Annotated in this window: 14 protein-coding genes; 5 read left to right on the plus strand and 9 right to left on the minus strand. The window is 62.0% G+C overall.

From position 1 onward, the window contains the following. Positions 1-607 precede the first annotated feature (607 nt). The 6 genes from JO015_02380 to JO015_02405 form a co-directional block, all read right to left on the minus strand. Positions 608-802, minus strand: coding sequence for a DUF1311 domain-containing protein (locus JO015_02380; GenBank protein MBV9997937.1), 195 nt, complete (start codon positions 800-802; stop codon positions 608-610). 75 nt (positions 803-877) lie between these two features. Then, a complete protein-coding gene (locus JO015_02385) occupies positions 878-1,687 on the minus strand; it encodes a DUF4852 domain-containing protein (GenBank protein ID MBV9997938.1) in 810 nt (269 codons plus the stop codon). Beyond that, positions 1,684-2,463: a hydroxypyruvate isomerase family protein gene (locus JO015_02390; protein ID MBV9997939.1), complete on the minus strand. Its 780-nt coding sequence runs from the start codon at positions 2,461-2,463 to the stop codon at positions 1,684-1,686. The genes JO015_02385 and JO015_02390 overlap by 4 nt, the downstream gene beginning before the upstream one ends. Before the next feature lie 37 nt (positions 2,464-2,500). After that, positions 2,501-3,163 carry an aldolase gene (locus JO015_02395; protein ID MBV9997940.1) on the minus strand — a complete coding sequence of 221 codons (663 nt, stop codon included), beginning with the start codon at positions 3,161-3,163 and terminating at the stop codon, positions 2,501-2,503. Then, positions 3,160-4,443: a four-carbon acid sugar kinase family protein gene (locus tag JO015_02400; GenBank protein MBV9997941.1), complete on the minus strand. Its 1,284-nt coding sequence runs from the start codon at positions 4,441-4,443 to the stop codon at positions 3,160-3,162. Before JO015_02400 ends, JO015_02395 begins: the two co-directional genes overlap by 4 nt. Before the next feature lie 28 nt (positions 4,444-4,471). Continuing rightward, positions 4,472-5,386 carry an NAD-binding protein gene (locus JO015_02405; protein ID MBV9997942.1) on the minus strand — a complete coding sequence of 305 codons (915 nt, stop codon included), beginning with the start codon at positions 5,384-5,386 and terminating at the stop codon, positions 4,472-4,474. Positions 5,387-5,742: 356 nt separating this feature from the next. On the opposite strand from JO015_02405, the gene JO015_02410 reads away from it, so the two are divergent. Beyond that, on the plus strand, positions 5,743-6,789 hold the full coding sequence (locus JO015_02410) for a hypothetical protein (protein ID MBV9997943.1): 1,047 nt from the start codon (positions 5,743-5,745) through the stop codon (positions 6,787-6,789). 44 nt (positions 6,790-6,833) lie between these two features. Here the strand turns inward: JO015_02410 and JO015_02415 are convergent, their stop codons facing one another. Both JO015_02415 and JO015_02420 read right to left on the minus strand, forming a co-directional pair. Beyond that, positions 6,834-7,793 carry a hydroxyacid dehydrogenase gene (locus JO015_02415; protein MBV9997944.1) on the minus strand — a complete coding sequence of 320 codons (960 nt, stop codon included), beginning with the start codon at positions 7,791-7,793 and terminating at the stop codon, positions 6,834-6,836. Between the two features lie 36 nt (positions 7,794-7,829). Continuing rightward, positions 7,830-8,639: a 2,4-dihydroxyhept-2-ene-1,7-dioic acid aldolase gene (locus JO015_02420; protein ID MBV9997945.1), complete on the minus strand. Its 810-nt coding sequence runs from the start codon at positions 8,637-8,639 to the stop codon at positions 7,830-7,832. A 265-nt stretch (positions 8,640-8,904) separates the two neighbouring features. Here JO015_02420 and JO015_02425 point away from each other — a divergent pair, with 265 nt between their 5' ends. From JO015_02425 to JO015_02435, 3 genes are read left to right on the plus strand one after another with little or no spacing between them, the layout of a single operon-like run. Further along, the gene (locus JO015_02425) at positions 8,905-9,873 is read left to right on the plus strand and encodes a substrate-binding domain-containing protein (GenBank protein ID MBV9997946.1); all 969 of its coding nucleotides are present in this window, start codon (positions 8,905-8,907) and stop codon (positions 9,871-9,873) included. Between the two features lie 26 nt (positions 9,874-9,899). Beyond that, positions 9,900-10,883 (plus strand): ABC transporter permease, encoded by a 984-nt coding sequence (locus JO015_02430; protein MBV9997947.1) that lies wholly within the window; start codon positions 9,900-9,902, stop codon positions 10,881-10,883. 5 nt (positions 10,884-10,888) lie between these two features. Next, on the plus strand, positions 10,889-11,650 hold the full coding sequence (locus JO015_02435) for a sugar ABC transporter ATP-binding protein (protein ID MBV9997948.1): 762 nt from the start codon (positions 10,889-10,891) through the stop codon (positions 11,648-11,650). Positions 11,651-12,239: 589 nt separating this feature from the next. Here JO015_02435 and JO015_02440 read toward each other — a convergent pair. Then, positions 12,240-12,473: a hypothetical protein gene (locus JO015_02440; protein MBV9997949.1), complete on the minus strand. Its 234-nt coding sequence runs from the start codon at positions 12,471-12,473 to the stop codon at positions 12,240-12,242. 699 nt (positions 12,474-13,172) lie between these two features. Here JO015_02440 and JO015_02445 point away from each other — a divergent pair. After that, positions 13,173-14,549 carry an SEL1-like repeat protein gene (locus JO015_02445; protein MBV9997950.1) on the plus strand — a complete coding sequence of 459 codons (1,377 nt, stop codon included), beginning with the start codon at positions 13,173-13,175 and terminating at the stop codon, positions 14,547-14,549. Positions 14,550-14,570 lie beyond the last annotated feature (21 nt).

Consider the following 14,570-nt stretch of genomic DNA (forward strand, 5'->3'; position numbering starts at 1 on the left):
GTGGCGCGTGCCGGGTCTTGCTTGACGGTGGCAGAATTGCGGGTCAGGTCGAGGGGTAAACGCTGGGCTATGTTCTCTTGGCCCTTCGGGCCGTAAGACGGTCACGGCTGTCCCGCGCTGCCCTCAAACAATGTGGGTAAAGCTCAGAGGTAAAACCCTGGGAACGCATTTCCCCCCTCGATCGAGCTCTGAAAGGGCGGCAGAAAGCGTCGCTCCCGGGTTCTGACGCCCTCTCAGGGCTCGATCGTGATTTTACGGTTACCCAGGGAGTAAAGCCCTGGGCTAAGTTCCCTTGGCTCTTCGGGCCGTAAGACGGTCACGGCCATCCCCGCGCTGCCATCAAAAAATGTGGGTGAAGCTCTTCCGGCCCGTTGGGCCTAAGACAGAGTTTCACCTCGATGGCCATCGAAATGGTGTGATCGATGCCAAACAAGGAAATTTTGGGGCGCCGGCGCGGCGAAAATGGAGTGGTAGTTCCTACATTTTCCGTGCAAATTGCACCTTTCTCGAGGGAGTGCCGGTTTTTCGTCAGGAAGTCAGGTTAAGTCTCAATGGATGGCAGGCCGGTGTTCAACCTCTCGCGTAGCGTTCCTGGGGCCTCAAACCACTACTGGAGCGCATTGAGTCTTTCTTCCAGACTTGTGATCTGTTCTTCAGTACGCTGAAAATAGAGGTCGGGGTTCTCCCTGCACCGATCACGGTCATTGAGAAACTCGCGCTCAGACTCTCTCAGTTGCTCCCGTCGCGCCGGGGAGAGCCTCGCACGCAAGCTCAAGTAAACTTCGTTTAATCGCTCATCCAACGGCGCGTATCGGGGGTCATCCTCGATCCTTGAGCTCCCGCGGGCGCCCGAAGAATGGCTGGCGCCCGGTGGCGGCTAACTCGGCACCGGTGTGCCCGCCGCCTCCGGGTCGTCGCTGAGCACCTTTTGGCCCGCAAACCGGCTCTCGACCCCCACCGCCAGCGCCGCTTTGGTCGCCTCCAGGTAGATCACCTTGCGATCCGAGCCGTTGATGGGCTCCTCCCGGCATTCCTTCAGCGCCCCGTAGATGCGAAGCACCGCCTGCCGGCCGCTGGCGCGCAACGCCGGTTCCAGGTACCTCGCCTGCGCTTGCTCAAAGGGAATGAAGTCCAGGTCGGCCCCATTGGTAAACCTCACGACGTACGTGCCGTTATCAAAGGTCGGGTAATGCGTTTCGCTCAGCGGCGTACGGAACCCTTGCCGCTCAAAGTCGTAGGTCGGCAGCGGGTAAGGGAACTTAACCATGAAGCGTTTGGTCGCCCGCGCTTCGGCGATGCGCCGCTCGATAGCCGGCTTGATCCTCTCCAATAGGGCGTGTTGTTCGAACTCATCGGTCGAGCGCCGGTAAGCTGAAGAAACATAGCCGGCCAAGTCTTCGGGCGGGGACGGCAGTTCGGCCTGCGCTTCGTAGACGAACGGGGCCCGCGCATCGTCAAGCAGGGGCGCTTCGTCCCGCACCGTCTGGGCCGGGATAGCCGGGGCCAGCGCCAGGCTGAGGCCGGCGACGGCGGCACCAAACCAGCCGGGCCCCGCCCCGCGGGCCGGGCGAACCGGTTGACCGCCGCGGCTCGCAACCGCTCGCCAAGCCTTAAGCAGAGCATCCCAGGGCGCAGCCAGGCATCGGACACAGAAATCGACAACAACCAGGGCCAGCACCTTGCTCACTGCTTCGTCCCCCTGAACCAATCCAGCCCATTCTCCGTGCCGGCGCGCGGACGGTATTCGCAACCCACCCACCCCTCGTAGCCTAACTCGTCCAGCAGGCGGAACAGGTAACGGTAATTCACCTCACCGTCGTCCGGCTCATTGCGTTCGGGTACGCTGGCGATCTGAATGTGGCCGACGCGCGGCAGGTAGCGGCGCAATTTTACGGCGAGGTCACCTTCCCCAATTTGCACGTGGTACAAATCCATCTGCACCTTGAGGTTTGGCTCACCCGCTTCTTCGCAGATGGCGTGCGCCTCACCCTGAGTATTCAGGAAATAACCGGGCATGTCGCGGGTGTTGATCGGCTCGACGAGGAGCATTCGATTCTCCCCGGCGAGTGTTTTGGCGGCGAACCGTAAATTACCGATGTACACTGCCCGATGCCGCTCGCGGTCTGCCCCCGCCGGGATCAGCCCGGCCATGGCGTGAAGACACGGCGTGCCCAGGGCGCGAGCGTACTCAAGCCCGGTGCGGACCCCGGCCCTGAATTCGTCTTCTCTCCCGGGCAACGCGGCCATCCCCCGCTCGCCCGCTGCCCAGTTGCCCGGCGGCAGATTGATCAGCACGCTTTCCAGCCTGCTCTCTTTGAGCCACTGCGCTACCTCTTGGGGCGGATAGTCGTAAGGAAAAAGGAATTCAACCGCCGTAAAACCGGCCTTTGACGCGGCGGCAAACCGCTCCGGAAACGGCACTTCGTTAAACATCATCGTCAGATTCGCGGCGAATTTCGGCATAGGACGCGGCGGGGGCGGAAAGCGCGGATTGCGGGAGTTAGAAGTCCAGTTTGAACGCTGTTTTTAGTTCTTGGACCTGCTCGGCGTTCAGCGGGCGGGTAGGCGCATTCCGCAGGAGCAAAAACAGTTTGGCCGTTTCTTCCAGCTCCTCAACTGCGTACACGGCCGCTTCCAGCGTATTGGCCGACACGACCGGCCCGTGATTCGCGAGCAGCACGGCGGAATGTTTGCCCGCCAGGCCGCGAATCGCTTCTCCCAAGGCAGGATCGCCCGGCCGGTAATACGGGATCAGCGGTAATCTGCCGATCTTCATCACATAATAGGCAGTAAGGGGCGGCAGGCAGTCGGCCGGGTTCAGCCCGTCCATGCACGAGATGGCAGCCGAGTGCGTCGAATGCAGGTGAACGATGGCCCCTGCCCCGTGCCGTTCTTCGTACATCGCCCGGTGCAGGAACGCTTCTTTGGACGGCGCATCACCCGATACCCGGTTGCCTTTCCAATCCAGCTTGGCCAGACGCGCCGGGTCAAGCCTGCCGAGCGACGCATTGGTTGGCGTGAGCAGCCAGCCGTCCTCCAGCCGCACGCTTAGGTTGCCGCTGCTGCCGGCCGTCAAACCCCGGTCGAAAATCGAACGGCCGAACTCGACGATCTGTTCGCGCAGCCGCATTTCGTCGCTGTTGGTCTGAATCATCGTACTCATGAAAGGTAACTCCAGGCTTTTAGAAAAAAATCGGGCGTGCCGAAATTGCCGGACTTGAGCGCCAGCGCCAAGGGCCGCTCGTGAGCGCTTTCGGCCTGAAGGGCCGTGGTCCACGGCACGCCGGGATCGATCTCCGGCCCGATCCGCAGTCCCTTGACGCGGAGAGCTTTCACCACCGACCCCGACGTCTCGCCGCCGGCCACGATCAATTGTCCCACGCCAAGCTCAACCAACCCGCAGGCCACGGTCGCGAGCGCCGCTTCAACGAGTTCCCCCGCCCTGGCCGCCCCCAATTGCGCCTGCACTCCCTTCACCGCCTCCGGCGTGCTCGTGGCGTAGATTAGCACCGGTTCCCGGCCGACCCGGTCCGCCGCCCATTCCAGCGCCGCACCGGCCACGTCACCGCCGCCTGCCAGCTTTATCGGATCAACCTGAAACGCCGGATGGCGTTCGCGCATCCGGGCCACCTGACCCTGCGTGGCAATGGAACAACTGCCCGCAATCACGGCCCGCAAACCTCCCGTGGCGGGTAACGCATCGGCGACCACATTCCCCGCCAGCAGACCCTTTCGGCGAAAATTCTCCGGCAGTCCCACCGCCAGGCCGGAACCCGCGGTGACCAGCGGCAGACCGGCACACGCCGCGCCGAGCCCGACCAAATCCTCATTTGACACTGCATCTACGACCGCAAAGCCGCACCCGTCCTTGCGCAAGCTCGCAAATCGCTCACCGATCGCGCCCGCCCCTTGGGACACCGTGCCATAATCGACAAGGCCAACCCGTCGCTTAACCTGCGCCTGCAGCACACGCATCAGGTTGGCGTCCGTCATCGGCGTAAGGGGATGGTGCCGCATCCCGCTTTCGTTGAGCAACACATCCCCGACAAACAGGTACCCTTGATAGATCGTACGCCGGTTGGCGGGAAACGCCGGGCAGGCGATCGTGAAGTCTGCGCCCAGTCTGTCCATCAGCGCTTCAGCTACCGGACCGATGTTGCCCTGCGGAGTTGAATCGAACGTCGAACAGTATTTGAAATAGAATTGTTTACACCCGGCTTCCTGCAACCACCGGAGCGCCGCCAGGGATTCCCTGACCGCTTCGGCTGCCGGATTGGTCCGCGATTTGAGGGCGACCACGACCGCATCGACGTCCGCCGGACACGGTTCCGCCTCCGGCACGCCGATCATCTGGACGGTGCGCATCCCGTGCTTGACGAGCATACCGGCGAGGTCGGTACCGCCGGTAAAATCGTCCGCGATGCATCCAAGGATTGCAGCCATGGGGATTTTCCTTTTCGAAACCTTTGCGTCAGCTGCCTGCCGTTTTATTTGCCGCCGGAAGTTCGATGCCCGGGAAGACCTTGATCACCGCCGAGTCGTCCTCGCGGCCCAAACCTGCCGCCGACGCCTGCAGAAACATCTGATGCGCTGCCGCCGACAGCGGCAAGGGAAAGACCTTCGCCTTGGCGTAATCGAGCACGATCCCGAGGTCTTTCACAAAAATATTAACCGCTGATAACGGCGTGTAATCGCCGGCCAGAATATGAGGCACGCGGTTCTGGAACATCCACGAGTTCCCGGCGCTGCTGCAGATTACCTCGTAGAGTTCGGCGGGATCCGCGCCCGCCCGCAACCCGAGGGCCATCGCCTCCGCAGCCGCTGCGATGTGCACGCCCGCCAGGAGCTGGTTGATCATCTTGACCGTCGCACCCTGGCCCGGCTTGTCGCCCAACCGGTGCACCCGGCTCGCGATCGCCTTGAATACTCCCTCGCACCGGGCGAACGCTTCGGGTGCGCCGGACGCCATGACCGACAACTCCCCGGAAGCTGCTTTACCCACGCCGCCCGAGACCGGCGCATCGATTAAGTGCAAATTCATGGCCTGCAGCCGCTCGCCCAACCAGACCGCGAATTCCGGCGAGACCGTCGCGCTGGCGATCACCACCGATCCGGGTTTGAGCCGCGACGCCGCCCCCGCCTGACCGAACAAAACGGCTTCAGTCTGCTGCGCGTTGACCACCAGGATCAGAACCGCTTCCACCTCAGCCGCAAGCGCTGCCGGCGACTCCGCGCCGCGTCCGCCCGCATCGACGACCTTCTGGACCGCCTCCGGCCGTACATCATACGCGTGCACCGTCAGGCCCGCGCGCAACAGTGATTGGGCTACCCCCATGCCCATCGCCCCAAGGCCGATCACCCCTATGCAACGTACTTCCTCTTTCATAAATGGTCCCGCTGCTGCACCGCACGCCTCCCCCATCTTGAGGCCGCCGGTAAGCTGCCCGCACCAACGAATCTGCGGAGCCGGTCTCCATCATCATCGTCCGGGAGGGTAAAGCCGTGCCGGTGAGGACGTGCCCCGTCCGTCCAAAACGCCGGTTGTGCACACATAATGCCCGCCGCGTCGCAAATCAAACGTCACTGTAGCCGATGAAGGAACTGCGGACGGTTCTATGACATATACGACCCGATCCCGCGGCGTTTCTGAAAGCCGTCCACACGCTGGACAAACCTCCGGTGGCGGCCTAGCCTGGAGGGCTGTCTCTAAGAGCTGATCACCCGTCAGCCGAGGAGAAATTTATGTCAGCCCTCAAAGACGCTGTCCAAGGGTTCAAAACCGGTGACCTCATTATCACTTATCTACCCGGCGTGAACCGTCCGCTGCATGTCACGATTTATTTGGCCCCGGCGGATTCACCATCAAATTTGCCCGCTTTCATTCATTCGTCCACCGACGGGGTCATGATCGAAGGCATAAGCGCCTGGAAGGATATGCCTAAGTACCGTCACGCCCGCCGGAGCGGAGATCTGGCGGCGGAAGCGGCAAAGGCAGCCAAAGTCTGGGCCGCCGATCGAACGATCAACCAGAACACCGCCACAACCACACCCTACGGCAGCTACCCTGGCTCCAAGGAGAGCGCAACCAAGGGGCTCCGGGCCAACCGATTCTCCGCGATGATGCAAACTACCTCGATCGCAAGCATCCCGATCGAAGCTGCCGGCCTGGTTCGGCTTATGAAATGGACGTATCGACTGAAGACGAGTGCGCCGTTGAGCGTTAACCGCGGGATCACCTGTGCGGCCTTCTCTTGCGCATGCCATCAGGCGGCCGCAATGAAGATTTATTTGCGCGACCGGGGCGTCCTCAACAACCTCGACGAAGCAAAGTCCGGTGAGATCAACGGCCTGCTTGAGTCCAAAAAGGACTTGCGGGTACGGTTGCCCCTCCCTGAAGCGGAACCGTTGCCGGGAGTCGTGCCGAAAAAACCAATCCTGATCGGGGCCGCATTACGCGAGCATTCGAATCGGGGGATGACCAAGGAGACCACGGAGACGATTGGGAAGGTGACCGGACGTGTCGAGAAAAGCCCCAAAACGACGCTGAATAGTTTCCCCGAGTTTTTTCCAGACGAGGCCAGCCTGACCACGGCCAGTACTACGGACCTGCTTTGGCTATACATCCAAACCAAAGTGCTCGGAATCAGCTCCTTTTTGGCCGTTCGCCTCGATCGCGTGATTCCGACCGACTTTTTCTACGACGCGAAATACGTCAACAGCCTCCTCCTCGATGCGTTGATCCGAAACTCGACGGATTGGGCGACCAAGGACTACGATACATACGAATAGAGCCGCATCCGGTCCCGGTCGTCCCCGGACCTGGGAATCCGAACCTACCTGTTCGGCACGATCAGCGCCGGATCCAATCTGCCGTCGATGGCGTCGAGACAATTCTGAGTTGCCACCCGGTCCATGCGGGCGGCGCACTCGCGCGTCAGCGCGGCAGTGTGCGGTGAGAGAATCACGTTTTCGAGCTTAACCAGCGGATGGCTCGCGGGCAAAGGCTCCTCCACAAACACATCTAACCCCGCCCCGCGGATCCGGCCGCTGCTCAATGCATCTACCAGGGCCGCCTCATTGACGATCCCGCCGCGGGCCGTGGAAATTACGAAAGCGCCCGGCTTCATCAGACCTAACTCCTCGGCCCCGATCAAGTCACGCGTCTGCGGGGTCAGCGGGACGTGTACGCTGACGAAATCACAAGCCCCCAGCCCTTCCCGTAAGTTGTCCACAAAACGGACCGGAGCGTTCCGGACCGGCAGCAAGTCCACGAACGGATCGTAAACGATGATGTTCATTCCGAGCGCTGCCGCCCGTGGTGCCACGGCCTGCCCTACCCTTCCGAAGCCGACCAGGAAAAGCGCCTTATCAAGCACGTCCACGGCAGACCTGCTTTCGCGCAGGTCCCAGTTCCCGGTCCGCGCCGCCTGGTCGTAAACGATCGCTTGTTTGGCCAGCGCCAGGATGAAAAAGAGGGTGTGTTCAGCCACACTCGACGAGTTGGCGGTCCCCACAATCGCCAGGGGAACGTTGCGCCGGCGCAGCGCCGCCAGGTCCACGTTGTCATAGCCCACCCCACGGCGGGAGACCACCTTAAGCTTAGGCGCCGACTCGATGACTTTGGCGGTGATCGGCGTCAGACCGACGAGGATCGCGTCCGCCTCGGCTACCCGGGCGGCAAGCTCGTCTTCGCTCCTTGTGCCGACCGCCAGTTCCGTCAGCACGTCAGGGCGTTGCGCCAACACCCCGAGCGCCGCCGGCGGTACCGGGTCAGTGATAACGATCTTGCTCATCCCCTGATCCAACCTCGTTCACGCTGCTCCCGCCCCTCAGTACGGTCCCCGTCCCACGGGGGAAACGCGCTCGACCGTACCCGGCCGGATTTTTCCGAACGGTTGCAAAACCTCGGCAATCTTGCTGGTCAACAGCCGCAGGTCCGAGGCGATCGTCACAAACCGGAATCCCTTCTCAATCATTTTTTGAGCGTACGCGGGCGACTCGGTGTGAATCCCGGCAAAAATCTTATTCTCGCGCGCCCGTGCCACAATGAGATCGATCGCCGCCACCACCTCCGGTTCCTCGCTGTCCAGACGCGGCGGATAACCGAGCGAGATTGAAAGGTCGGACGGTCCGACGTAGATGCCATCCAGGTGATCCACGGAAAGAATTTCATCGAGCTGATCCAGGGCCGGGCGGGTCTCGATCATGGCCATCGTCACGACGTGATCGTTCGCCCCTGCCACGTACCCAGGACCCGCATAAAGGTTCGCCCGGATCGGCCCGCAACTGCGTATACCCGCCGGCGGATACCGGCAGCACGCCACAAAACGCGCCGCTTCCTCCGCCGAATTGATCATCGGGCAGATTACCCCGTACGCGCCCGCGTCCAGTACCTTCATGATGATGCCGGGCTCCAGCCAAGGGACCCTTACCAGGGGCACGGTATTTGTCGTGGAAATCCCCTGCAGGATCGTTACTGCGGTCTGGTAATCGATAAGGCCGTGCTGCAGGTCAATGGTAAGCGAATCCCAGCCTTCGTGCGCCATGACCTCCGCCGTGATGCTGGTGGGCAGGGTTAGCCAGCCGTTCACGACCGGTTCATCGCGCTGCCAGGAAGCTTTAATCAGGTTTTCTCGCATGATTCGGCTTTCGTTCACGTCAACCCCGCCCCGCATGACGTCCCCATGCGTCGGGCCCAGGACGACGCCGCCGAGGCGGTAGCGTGTCAAACGACTGCTGATCCCTACTTGAGGTCAAGCGCAGCTGCAAGTTTGCGTCGAATTCCGTACCGGACGAATTCTGCTGACGGTAACGCCACGTTCGGCTATGTTGCGACGCTACCCCCCGTCGGGGCTTGGAAGAGCAGGCCCCGCATTAAGGCCTTTTACCAGAAAGAGCACCCCCATGCTTAAAAGATTACGCCTATTCCTGCTGATGCTCGGCGCCGTCGTGCCGCTGTCAGCTCCTTTCGCCGGTTTAGCCCAGGACGCAAAACGGGTTTTTTACTGGGTGTCGCACGGCGCCCCGACCGACCCGGTCTGGACGTACTTTCTGCAAGGCGCTGAGCAGTGGGGTAAGGACACCGGAAACGAGGTTCGCACGTCATTTCACAGCGGCGACGTTCCGTCGCACCAGGAAGCGATCCGCGCGGCCATCTCCGCCAAGGCAAGAGGGATCGTCACCAGCACCCCGGATCCGGGCAGCCTCACGAAGGTCATCGCCGAGGCCCACGCTTCCGGCATCCCGGTCATCATCATGAATACCGAAGACAAGACCAGTGGCCGGGACGCCTACGTGGGCGGGGACAACGTCGCCATCGGCCGTCGTTGGGCCCAGTACCTGGTCGATCACGGTTTTATCAAAAAGGGCGATTTTGTCTGGATGCCGGTAGAGGTTCCCGGTGCCACCTACCAGACGCTTGAGACTCAGGGGATCACCACCGTGTTTGAACCCCTGGGCGTAACCGATGAAATCACCGAGGCTACCCTCGATCAGGCTGAGATCATTACCCGCATGTCGGACTATCTGACCGCCAACCGCAACCGGATCAAGGCAATCATCGGTCTCGGTGACTTGGTGACCGGCAGCATAAAGCGCGTGTTCGACCAGGTTGGGGTCAAGGCCGGCAGCATTCCGGTCGTCGGCTGGGGCAACTCACCCGACACGGCCCAGGAAGTTCTGGATGGTTACGTAAATGCGGCCATGTGGCAGGATCCGCAGGCCACCAGCTACATGGCCCTGTCGATGGCGGCAATGGCGGCCAGCGGTATTCCGCCCGGATTCGATATCAGCGTCGGGACCCTCTACGAAAAGGATAAGGCGGCAAACTACCTCAAGATCATGCAAAGTTCGGCCCCCAAAGAACATAAGTAACGGCACGGATTCGGACCTGCATACGCTTGCGATTGCCCTCACCCCTCCAACGGCTGGTTTCCAGGCCTGAGTTCGGACCGTTCGTCCTGCTCGTCCTGGAAACCGCCGTCTTCACCGCGCGGTCTCCGGCCTTCATGTCGCCGGGCAACATCAGCAACCTGCTGGCCTTCACTCCCGAACTGGGCATGATCACGCTGGGCATGACCCTGCTGATGACCTCCGGGGAGTTTGACCTGTCGGTAGGCTCGGTCTTCGGCTTTGCCCCCGTGGTGATGTGGACGTTCTATAACACTCACACCGCCTCCCTGGAGGGGGGATTCCTGATCGCGATCGCGCTCGCCGCCGTCATCGGCTCTATTAACGGCTGGTTTGTTACCCGCCTGAAGATCCCCTCGTTCCTCGTCACGCTCGGCATGCTGCTGGTTGTGCGCGGAACAGCTCTCTACCTTACCAGCGGTTTCCCGCAAAGGACCTGGACGGCCAACTCGTGGCTGATGAGAGTCATCGTCGGCGAATTCGCAGCCGGCGAACTGCACCTCTACGCGTCGCTGCTCTGGTTTCTCCTGTTCGCCCTTCTCCTCCATTACGTGCTCACCAGGTCAAAAGCGGGAAACTGGATTCAGGCCGCCGGCGGCAACGCGGAAGCCGCCCGCGCGCGCGGCGTGCGCGTAACGCGCACCAAAAGCATCCTGTTCATCCTCACCGCGGTGATCGCGGCATACGCCGGCGTCACCAGTTCGATCCGGGTCTCAGCCGCCAACCCGAACAGCGGGACCGGCTACGAGCTCGAGGTGATCGCGATGGTGGTCATCGGGGGCACCGCCCTCAACGGCGGGCGCGGCACCATCATCGGCACCGTCATCGGCGTGCTGATCCTGCGCATGATGCGTAACGGCATCGTCCTCGTCGGCGTCCCCGGCCTCGCCTACAACATCTTCATCGGCGCCATCATCCTCGCCATGATGGCGCTTCATTCCTGGCTCGAACGCCGTCACCACGCCGGCACCTGAGGATCATGGCGGACGAACTCGTGCGCATGGAGCGCATCAACAAGTACTTCGGTCGCGTGCAGGCGCTCAATGACGTCACCCTGTCCGTGCGCCCGAACGAAATCGTCGGTCTGCTGGGCGACAACGGCGCCGGCAAATCGACGTTGATCAAGATCCTTTCCGGTGCGCTCAGGGCCGACAGCGGGGATATCTACATCCGCGGCAACAAGGTAGACATCCGCACCACGACCGATGCTATCGCCCACGGAATCGAGACGATCTACCAGGACTCGGCGCTTGTGGCCCAGCTCTCAATTGCGCGCAACCTGTTCCTGGGACGCGAACCGGTCAAGGGCCCACGCCTTTTCGGCCGGCTCGATCAACACGCCATGAATGAGGCCGCACGCCAGCTCCTCAGGCAGGTGGGTATTACCAAAGACATCCCGCCGACCACCCCCATCAGCGCACTTTCAGGCGGTGAGCGGCAATCCGTCGCCATCGCCCGCGCCATGCATTTCGAGAGCGACCTGATCATCCTCGACGAGCCGACCAACAACCTTGGCGTTCAGGAGACCCAGGGAGTGCTGCGCTTCGTCCGGAACGCCCGCGACTCCGGGCATTCCTGCATCTTCATCGCCCACAACATCTACCACGTGTTTCAGGTGGTGGATCGCATCATCGTCCTGCGGCGCGGCAGAAAGGTGGCCGACGACATCGAACCTAAGCAGACGACGATCGATGCCGTCGAGCGCATCATTACCGGGATCGCGCTCACCCCGCCGCACTAATAGACCGGCAATCACCGATCACGTGATTACACGCGCGCACGCGCTGCACAGAAATCATTTTCTGTGCCGATGGTATTGACGATTTGTAATCCTTTTTCTAACTTCTTGGTGGCTCGCTCGCGAAACTCACGCCGGCAACCTCACTTGTCCAACCGGCCGCGGCCGGATGATCCGCCGCTGGCCAGAGGACCTACTCTAACTCAGCAGCAAATGGAACCTCGCAAACATGAGCGGACAGATCTTCATCGTTTATCGTCCCGATGACGCTTCGTCAGAGGCAGGACGCGTGTACGACCGCTTATCCACACACTGTGCCCAAAACCGGATCTCAATGGACGCCAATGCTGCCCCGGAGATCAACCCTGCAGAACCCGGCCCAAAAGACGGGAACCCTTCCTGCGACGTCTTGATCGCCATAATCGGCAAACGTTGGCTGGATGCTTCTGACGAAGAAGGAAAACGGCGGCTGGATGATCCGGAGGATTTTGTTCGGACCGAGATCGGGACCGCCCTTAAGCGCGGCATTCGCGTAATCCCCGTGCTGGTGGAGGGCGCGTTGATGCCCCGATCCGGCGAACTCCCTGACGAATTAAAAGCGCTGGTTCGCCGGCGAGCGATCAACGTCAGCCCGGATCAATTCCTGGATGATTTGGAGCAACTGACCGGCGCCGTCCAGCGAGCGTTGAAGACCGTTCGAACCCAAGATCGGCGCGATCGTCAGGAGCAGGCGCCCGTCGATATAGCGCGCCGCGCGCAGACTGACAGGGAACCGTTGCAAGCCGGCCCGCGGGAGCAGGAGGCCGTGCGGCGTGAGCCCCGGCACGAGGAACAGGCGAGCTTAAACGCCGAGCAGCAGTTGCTGGTACACCAGGAACGGCAGCAAACTGACCAGGGTGCGAAAGAAGGCCTGGAAGCTGCACGTCGCCACCAGGTGTTGCAACCGGCGGAAGCGGAACCTCCTCCGCCCGCTCCCTCTATTCCTGTAAGGTTCCCCACTAGATGGAGTCAGCAGGTCTCGAAACCCGAGGAAGCAAAACCTTCAAGCGGACAGCCAAATCTCGATACCGAACCTCTAACCGCGGCGAAACCGCCCGGGGATCAAACGCTGCAGGGCACTAATGCCGGTTCCGGGGCCCCTTCATCGCCTGATGGGAACGCCAGGAACGTTCACCGGAGCCTGAAAGGTTTGGCGGTTGGAAAATCAACAACTGCTACCAGCCTCCCGCCGGAACCCGTGAAGCCCCCCATCCAGGTCGTTAAGGAAGATCCGGACCCGGCCGAAACGGGCGCCACAACTCATCCAATGTTGAGGCGGCCGTTGGTTGCTACTGGAATTGCGGCTGCGGTTCTCTTGCTGGGCATGACGCTTTTTTTCGAGGCACGACGGCCGCCGTCTGTTTCCGTGGGGCCTACACCGCCCTCGACCCCACCTCCGCCTGCTATTACGGATAATAGTACTAATACGACTAACACTGTTCCTACCAAAATTATCAGTACTCCTGCGCCTGACGTAAAGAACCCGATGCCTGCAGTCATCCAGGTTGCACCCAGCCCAACCGAGGCCGCCGGCGAGGCTGCACCAAGCCCGCTTCCGGCAGTCAGTCAAGCCGCGCCGAGCCCAACCGCAGTGGCCGCCGAAAAAACTCTGCCGGGCCCGGTTCCGGCGGTCAGCCAGGCTGCGTCCAGCCCGGCGGTTGCAGTTGACCAGCCTTCACCCGGCCCGGCGCCTGCAGTCAGTCCGGTCGCGCCAGGCCCGGCGCCGTTGGCCAACGAGACGACACCGGGTCCAACCCCTGCGGCGAACGGGGTTTCGCCCGGCTTGTTACCTGCACTCAGCGAGGCTGCGCCAGGGTCGACCCCCGCAGGTGCGGAAGGACTTGGTGAGGCCAGGCCCTACCTTGACGCCAAGGATTACGCAACGGCGCTGCCGCTCCTGCTGAAGGCCGCCGACGCCGGTGACACGGAGTCCATGAACCAGTTGGGCGAGCTGTATTGTTACAGCCGTGGGGTTCCCCAGGATTATGGCCGAGCCTATGAGTTGTACTCAAAAGCCGCCGAGGCCGGTAACGCGGCTGCGATGACTAACCTGGGGGGCCTGTACGAGAAAGGGTGGGGCAGACCTCAGGATTACACCCAGGCGCGCCTGTGGTACCAAAAGGCCGGCGAGGCCGGTGACGCGGAGGGCATGTACAGTTTGGCTTGGCTGTACCGCAAAGGCTGGGGCGGGGCTCAGGATTACACCCAGGCGCGCCAGTGGTTCCAGAAGGCGGCTGAGGCCGGCAACGCACCCGCGATGTACAACTTGGGCGGGTTGTACCGGAACGGCCAGGGTGGGGCGCGGGATTATGCCCAGGCGCGCCTGTGGTTCCAGAAGGCTGCCGAGGCCGGCAACGCACCTGCTATGGTTAATCTGGGCGTGCTGTACCGGAACGGTGAAGGCGGCCCCCGGGATTACGCCCAGGCGCGCCAATGGTTCCAGAAAGCCGCCGAGGCCGGCAACGCGTATGGCATGAGCAGCTTGGGCGAGCTCTACCGGAACGGCGAAGGCGGTCCCCGGGATTATGCCCGCGCACGCCAGTGGTTCCAGAAAGCCGCCGAGGATGGCAACGCGGACGCGATGGCCAACCTGGGTTACCTGTATCACAACGGCTGGGGCGTGCGGCAGGATTATGTCCAGGCGCGGCAGTGGTATCAAAAAGCGGCCGCAGCCGGTAACACCGCTGCGATGTACAACCTGGGCGTGCTGTACCGGAACGGCCAAGGCGTGGCCCGGGATTACGCCCAAGCTCGCGAGTGGTATCAGCAGGCCGCCGGCAGCGGCAACGCGGATGCGAAGCAGGCGCTCTCGAAGCTTCCCGCCAAGCCGGGCCGATGGTTTTGGCCGTGGCCATGGCCGTGATCAAAGTCTTTGGGTTCCCCC

The sequence above is a fragment of the Verrucomicrobiota bacterium genome (assembly GCA_019247695.1).
Classification (GTDB): Bacteria; Verrucomicrobiota; Verrucomicrobiia; order Chthoniobacterales; family JAFAMB01; genus JAFBAP01.